Source organism: Pedobacter sp. 01N416 (assembly GCF_056399685.1).
The window spans coordinates 1-6,758 of record NZ_JBFTRT010000510.1 but is presented as its reverse complement, the minus strand read 5'-3'; the positions used below and the strand labels follow the sequence as shown (position 1 = coordinate 6,758).

Annotated in this window: 5 protein-coding genes and 1 riboswitch; of the genes, 3 read left to right on the top strand and 2 right to left on the bottom strand. The window is 40.9% G+C overall.

The window, feature by feature from the left end; genetic code table 11:
- Positions 1-218 precede the first annotated feature (218 nt).
- Positions 219-932, top strand: coding sequence for a DUF92 domain-containing protein (locus tag AC1DND_RS22550; RefSeq protein WP_477584844.1), 714 nt, complete (start codon positions 219-221; stop codon positions 930-932).
- Positions 933-1,267: 335 nt separating this feature from the next.
- Here AC1DND_RS22550 and AC1DND_RS22545 read toward each other — a convergent pair whose 3' ends face one another.
- A complete protein-coding gene (locus tag AC1DND_RS22545) occupies positions 1,268-2,407 on the bottom strand; it encodes an MFS transporter (protein WP_477584843.1) in 1,140 nt (379 codons plus the stop codon).
- Between the two features lie 59 nt (positions 2,408-2,466).
- Entirely contained in the window at positions 2,467-2,742 is a 276-nt protein-coding gene (locus AC1DND_RS22540) for an ArsR/SmtB family transcription factor (protein WP_477584842.1), read from the bottom strand.
- Between the two features lie 303 nt (positions 2,743-3,045).
- Positions 3,046-3,150, top strand: a riboswitch (SAM riboswitch).
- A gap of 79 nt (positions 3,151-3,229) precedes the next feature.
- Between AC1DND_RS22540 and AC1DND_RS22535 the strand changes: the two genes are divergently transcribed.
- Both AC1DND_RS22535 and AC1DND_RS22530 read left to right on the top strand, forming a co-directional pair.
- A complete protein-coding gene (locus AC1DND_RS22535; RefSeq protein ID WP_477584841.1) occupies positions 3,230-5,284 on the top strand; it encodes a transferrin receptor-like dimerization domain-containing protein in 2,055 nt (684 codons plus the stop codon).
- A gap of 15 nt (positions 5,285-5,299) precedes the next feature.
- A partial coding sequence (locus tag AC1DND_RS22530; RefSeq protein ID WP_477584840.1) for a carboxypeptidase-like regulatory domain-containing protein occupies positions 5,300-6,758 on the top strand: 1,459 nt, incomplete at its 3' end.

Below are 6,758 nucleotides of genomic sequence, written 5' to 3'. Positions count from 1 at the left end.
ATCTCTGCATGGATAATCAGCAGTAAGATTGGGTATTTCAGGGAAAATGGCTGCTCGTTTTCTTATCAAACCGAAGTACAACTAACCGTTACTTTTATCGATCTCTTTGGTAACCCAAGACTTGTGACCACGGTCGATTTTGACGTTTTTGGTAGTTCGTAACAGCACAAATATTTCCATGTGCTTTTTCGTGAATATATTTCAAATATATTTGTGATATGTTCAATAGCGGCATCTTTTTGCCTATCATCATTATTTTAGGCATGGCCTACAGTATCTTGGCAAAAAAACTGACGGTTCTGGCCGCTTTTACGGGCGGGGTACTGGCATGCCTTATTTTTACCGCTGCAGGTTACTTCGGGCTTGCGATGATGACCATGTTTTTTATCCTCGGTTCTGCTGCCACCTCCTTGGAGCGGCACAGAAAGCAGGCTTTTGCCACTAAGGATGAAGAAAAAAAAGGCCGTAATGCAATGCAGGTACTGGCCAATGCCGGGGCTGCGGCCATTGCAGCTATAGTTACCCTGTCTTATCCCCGGCTGGCTTATTTGATGCTTCCGGCAATGGCGGCAGCCTTTGCCTCGGCTACAGCGGATACCCTGTCCTCCGAGCTGGGGATGCTTTATGGAAGACGGTTTTTTAATGTTATTTCCTTTAAGCCCGACCGCTGCGGAATGGACGGGGTGATCAGTCTGGAAGGGACCCTGATCGGTATAGCAGGTAGCTGTATTATTGCTGGCATTTATGCGCTAGGATGGGGATGGAGTATCAGCTTTTTCTTTATTGTTCTTGCAGGTACGTTGGGTAACCTTACTGATTCCATATTAGGGGCTGTGCTGGAGCGGAGGGGGTTGATCGGGAATGATGTGGTCAATTTTTTGAATACATTGACAGCAGCGATTGTAATTGTGTTGTTGGAGATTTTTCTTTAAGTCTGGGTTTATTTATTCCCATTACACCTTAAGCCATTCGGCACAAGCAAAAATAATTTAACCACAGATAGAAAGGATGCACACAGATATGAAAATCCGTGTTATCTGGGTGCATCTATGGTTAAAAACGCTTAACTTAACGAACATTGGGCATGGGAGACACTCGGTAAAATTTTTAATTGAGTTGGGGTTTTTTAGTTAAAGTTCGTTAACGCTCTTGAAAGTAATCAGCCAAAAGGACTATATTTATCACTATAAAATCTTGGATTGTCCTGTAAGATCATTGATAATGCTGAGCATGTACTCAGTTTTAATATTTTAAGATTGATAAATTATTAATTAACCAATGCTTTCTTTCTTGAGTTTACAAAACTCAATAAGTAAGCCAGTAACAGAAGAGGCACTGCCATCCAGATTATTTCGTGGACACCAAACTTCGCGATTACAATGCCGCCTAAGAATGCGCCTAATGAAATACCGATATTATAGCAAGATGTTAAAAGACTGTTTACAAATTCCAATGCATTATGGGGAACGGATTGAGTGGTTCGAATGTTGGGCACTAAAAATCCACCTGTATGGATCATGCCCCATAAGGAAACAATAATTACCATAGGGATAAAAATTGTTCCAAAATAATAAGCCAATATTTGCACAGCTATCAAAAGAATAAAAAAGAACCGGCTGGTTAAGATTACATTTTTACCGAGTGCAATGCCCATTAACCAGTTACCAAGAATCCCCATTCCACCAAATAGGAGCAGCATAATGCTAATTTGAGCGCCGTTCATATTCGAAATGTTTTCAAGGTACGCGGCAAGGTAGCTATAGCTCGAGAACATGGCTGCAAGTGTAAGTACGGTGGAAACCAGGTTTAGCCAAAGCTTGGTATCCTTTAAAACATACAACTGGCTTTCAGCAGATTTTTCGCTGTTGCCCGGCATAGATGGCACAACAAATAGCAGGCCTAAAAAGGCAATTAAACTGATAATACTGGTTAAGAAAAAAGATGCCTGCCAGTTATGAAAGTAATCAGCAGCATAGGTAGTTAAGGGTACACCCAAAACCGTAGCGATGCTGAGCCCAGTCATGACGACCGATACTGCTTTGGCTCCGCCTTGTTTGAACGCTACTGCTAGCGAAATATTCCAGAACAGCGGGTGGAAGAAGGCAGGCAAAATCCTCGCGATCATCAAAATGGTAAAGCTAGGGGAAAAAGCTGAAAGCAGGTTTGAGAGTATAAAAACACCCAAAACAAGGCATAATAAGAACTTGCGATTGATCTTAGAAGTAAGGGCAGTTATAAATGGAGACGATACGGCAACTGTTATAGCAAAGGCACTTAATAACCACCCGGCTGTATCCACAGAAACGCCAAACTCCCTGCTGATCGTTGGCAAGATGCCGATAACGCCAAATTCGGTAGTGATAATGCCAAAGGCACCTAATGCCAGTATATATATAGACTTATTCATATATTCAAATATTTCGATGTGTATAGGTAATTTGTTTCTAATTTCATGTGTAAGTGCCCTTAATCCTTTAACGAATTTAGGCAGGCGATGTACTCATTGAGCACTTTCTCGTTCAGCAGGTATTTGAAATTACGTCCTTCTTTTTGAGGCAACAACAGGTCTGCATCAACCAGTTGCTTTAAATGGTGGGAAACGGAAGGTTGTGTCAGGTCTAAAAGATCATTTACTTCTGCACAATAGAGGCAATCTTTCTTTTTTTTAAATTCCTGTAAAATGGCTATCCTGTTGGTATCACTTAGTGCCCGGGATATCTTTTCTATCTTTTTGTTATCCATTTTTCTTGCTTTGCTCCAAATTAACAAGGGGTAAAGCCTTGGCAAAGGTAAATTTTAATATTGATATATAGAAATGTATCTATGTTTATTGATTGTTTTAGGATAAAGATTTTTAGTCATCAGGGAGATCCCAGTAAGAAGTGGCAAAATCCAAGATCTGGTTTGCATATATCCCTTTAGCAAGATCGAAAAAAAACAAAGGCAGTCAGTTTTAAAAAGACTGTCAACCGCGTTATTTAAATAAATAATATAAATCCTATAGGAATACTAGATTATTATTTTTAGCTTTGCATCATTATATAATACTTATCCAGAAAGACTGAGGGAAKGGCCCTATGACGTCTGAGCAACCTATACACTTGTAAAAGGTGCTAATTCCTTTCTGCCCAAGGGTGGAGAAGATAAGTTGGTTATGCATCCGCATGCTAATTGATTTTGAGGTCGCTCAAAGTTTTTCTGGTAAAAGAACTCCTAAAAAAATCAGAAAATGAAGAAAACTTTTACACTTTTTACGGCTATTCAATTGCTCTGGCTTCCTTTATTGGCGCAGAATAGGCTGAGTGGATTTAAAACCCAAAATATTCCGATACAGCGTGTTATTGAGCAGAAATTTGATGCCGGGCTTAATAAAGAAAATATAGGGGCTACCATAAAAGAACTTTCTGCCAACCCTCACCACTTGGGTGCTAAAGGAAGTAAAACAGTAGCAGAATCTGTATTGAAAAAGTTTAGAAGTTATGGCTGGGACGCAAAAATAGAGACTTATTATGTTTTGTTTCCAACGCCTAAAGCCCGTTCGGTAGAACTTTTAGGGAGTTTAGGTATCAGCGTAAAAGGCAAGATTGTTATTGCAAAATATGGCAGATCGTGGCGGGGCACTAAACCTAAGATAGCCTACGAACATGGTGCGGTGGGCTGTATCATTTATTCGGACCCAAAAGATGACGGCTTTGTGAAAGGAGATGTATATCCGCAAGGCGCCTACAAGCCAGAATTTGCTGTTCAACGGGGATCGGTAATGGATATGGTAATTTATCCCGGTGATCCATTAACACCCGGAATCGGTTCTACCAAGAATGCCAAAAGGTTGGAGCGGGCAGATGCCAAAACGATTCTTAAAATTCCGGTTCAGCCCATTAGTTATCACGATGCTTTGCCATTGCTTGCTGCACTTAAAGGTGAGGTGGTACCTACCGATTGGAGCGGTGGCTTGCCCGTTACCTATCACATTGGCGATGGAAGTACCGTGGTCCGTTTAAACCTGGCTTTTAACTGGGATATTGTGCCAGCATACAATGTTGTAGCAAAACTTGAGGGAAGTAAATTTAAAAATCAGTGGATTATACGTGGTAATCATCACGATGCCTGGGTAAATGGCGCTGCAGATCCGGTAAGTGGGCTGGCCTCCCTTTTGGAAGAAGCAAAATCTATCGGAAAATTGGCAAAGGCAGGTATAAAACCTAAACGAACACTTGTTTATATTGCCTGGGATGGAGAAGAACAATCGCTTTTAGGTTCAACAGAATGGGTAGAAGACCATGCAGACGAGTTAAACAGTAAAGCGGTTGCCTACATCAATTCGGATGGCAATGGCCGTGGCTTTTTGGAAGCTGGCGGTTCCCATGCTTTAGAAAATTTTGTTTCAGAAATTTCGAAAGATGTAAAAGACCCTCAGGTTGGTTCTAATATTTTTGAGCGGTGGAAAGCCAATAAAACCATTTCTACAGCCTCGCTTACCGACCGTAAGAAAATACAAGATAGCCAAACACTCGATCTGGGCGCGCTCGGCACAGGATCAGATTATTCAGCGTTTTTGCAGCACCTCGGCATCCCTACTTTAAGCCTTGGTTTTGGCGGGGAAGATGAAGGAGGAGAGTACCATACCAATTTCGATACTTACGACAACTTTGTGAAGTTTAAAGATCCAGGTTTTGAATACGGATTGGCCTTATCGCAAACGGCTGGCCGGGCGGTATTACGTTTGGCCAATGCAGATGTACTTCCATTTAATTTTTCTAATCTTCAGGCTAAAATAGCGACTTATGTTACTGAAGTAAACGCTTTGGCAAAACAGCTTAGGGAAGGTGCTCAAAGCCAGAATAAGCTCGTTTTAAGTGGTGCTTATCAGCTCGCCAACGATCCTAAAGAAAACTTGAAAAATCCTCCTGTACAGGTTGAATTACCAGAGTTTGATTTTAAAGCACTGAACTTAGCAGTAGATAGTTTAAAAACTGCATCATCAAAACTTGATCAGATCGTATCTGCTGCACTCGCTTCGGATACTAAAACTGATCAACTCAATACCTTACTTTTTCAGGCTGAAAAACAATTGCTTCTACAAGCAGGTTTACCTGGGCGTCCGTGGTATAGGCATAGCATTTATGCCCCTGGTCTGTACACCGGCTATGGCGTTAAAACCCTTCCCGGTGTGAGAGAAGCCATTGAGCAGTACCATACAAAAGATGTACAGGTACAAATTCTCGTGTTAACAACTTCAATCTCAAAACTCACTCAATTTCTCAACCAGACCAATCATCCTTAATTATAATCCATAAAAATGAAACTATTTTTTACCCATTTAATAGTCTGCTTTGTTTTGCTTAGCAGTTTGCAGGCTTTTGCTCAAAATACCATTCGCGGTAAGATCACCGACAGTAAAGATAAGCAAGCACTTATTGGCGCTACCATAAAATTAAAAGGTACCAAAATCGGCACCAGCACCAATGGTAAAGGAGAATTTAATTTAAACTTATCTCAAAAAGCTGATAGTATCATCATCCATTTTCAGGGCTATTTAGAACAGGTTGTAGCTATCAATAACCGATCAGAAATTAATGTGGAATTGAAAGAAGATGTCCATCTTTTAGCTGATGTGGTGGTTACGGGCGTTGCAGAAGGTACCAGTCGCAAAAAGTTGACCTTTGCCCTAACAAAAGTGAATAACGATCAGATTAATACCGTTCCGGCTACAGATGCCTCTCAAACTTTAAGAGGAAAGGTTGCAGGGATCCAGATCAGTCAATCTTCTGGTAATTCGGGGGCAACGGTTTATCTGCGCGGCGCTAAATCGGTATCGGGCAATATTGCGCCGCTTTTGGTAGTGGATGGGTTTGTAACCGCATTAAACCTGTCTGACTTAAATCCGCAGGATATAGAATCGATTGAAGTGGTTAAAGGCGCAGCGGCTTCGGCCCTTTATGGTACCAGGGGTGAAGGCGGAATTATCCAGGTGCTCACCAAAAAAGGAAAAGGTACCGGAAAGGTGAATATTATTGTCGATAATGAATTTGGCTTAAGCAATGTGCAAAATACGCCGCCAACTTCTCAGTTTCATCATTTTAAGGTTAATTCCGATGGTTCATTCGTGCTTAACGGCAACGCCAGGACCATCGATGTACAAACTAACGGTTATTCCCTTAACCTTCACCCATACCCAAATGTATACGATAATGTGGCTAACATGTTAAACAACAATCCATATTTTACAAATTTTGTTTCGGCATCAACTGCGGGCGATAAATATACTTTGTATGCATCTTTTCAAAATCAATATAAAGGCGGAGTTGCAGAACCTGTGGGTGCCGATAAAAGACAAACAGCCTTGTTTAATTTTGGCTATAAACCGGATAAAAACTTAGAGATTAACCTAAGCCTGCAATACTTTAACAACAAAACGCCTTCTTCTTCCATATCATCAAGTGGTAGCGGCTCCTTGTTATATGCTACTTCACTATACGAACCTTTTATCAATCTTCAGGAACGCGATGCCTCAGGGAAATATGCCTTTAAACCCTATGGTTTTGATATACAGAACTTCAATGTGAACAATCCTTTTTACCAGTTGAGTTACCGTGAATATGAAAATAACAGCGATAATTTACTTGCTGGTATAAAAGTGAAATACCAGTTTACCGATAAGTTGAATGCGGAGGTATATACTTCCATACAGAATGAAAATTACAATGAAACGGATTACTACCCGATTGGCTTTCAGACGATTTCTGCCGACATTACCC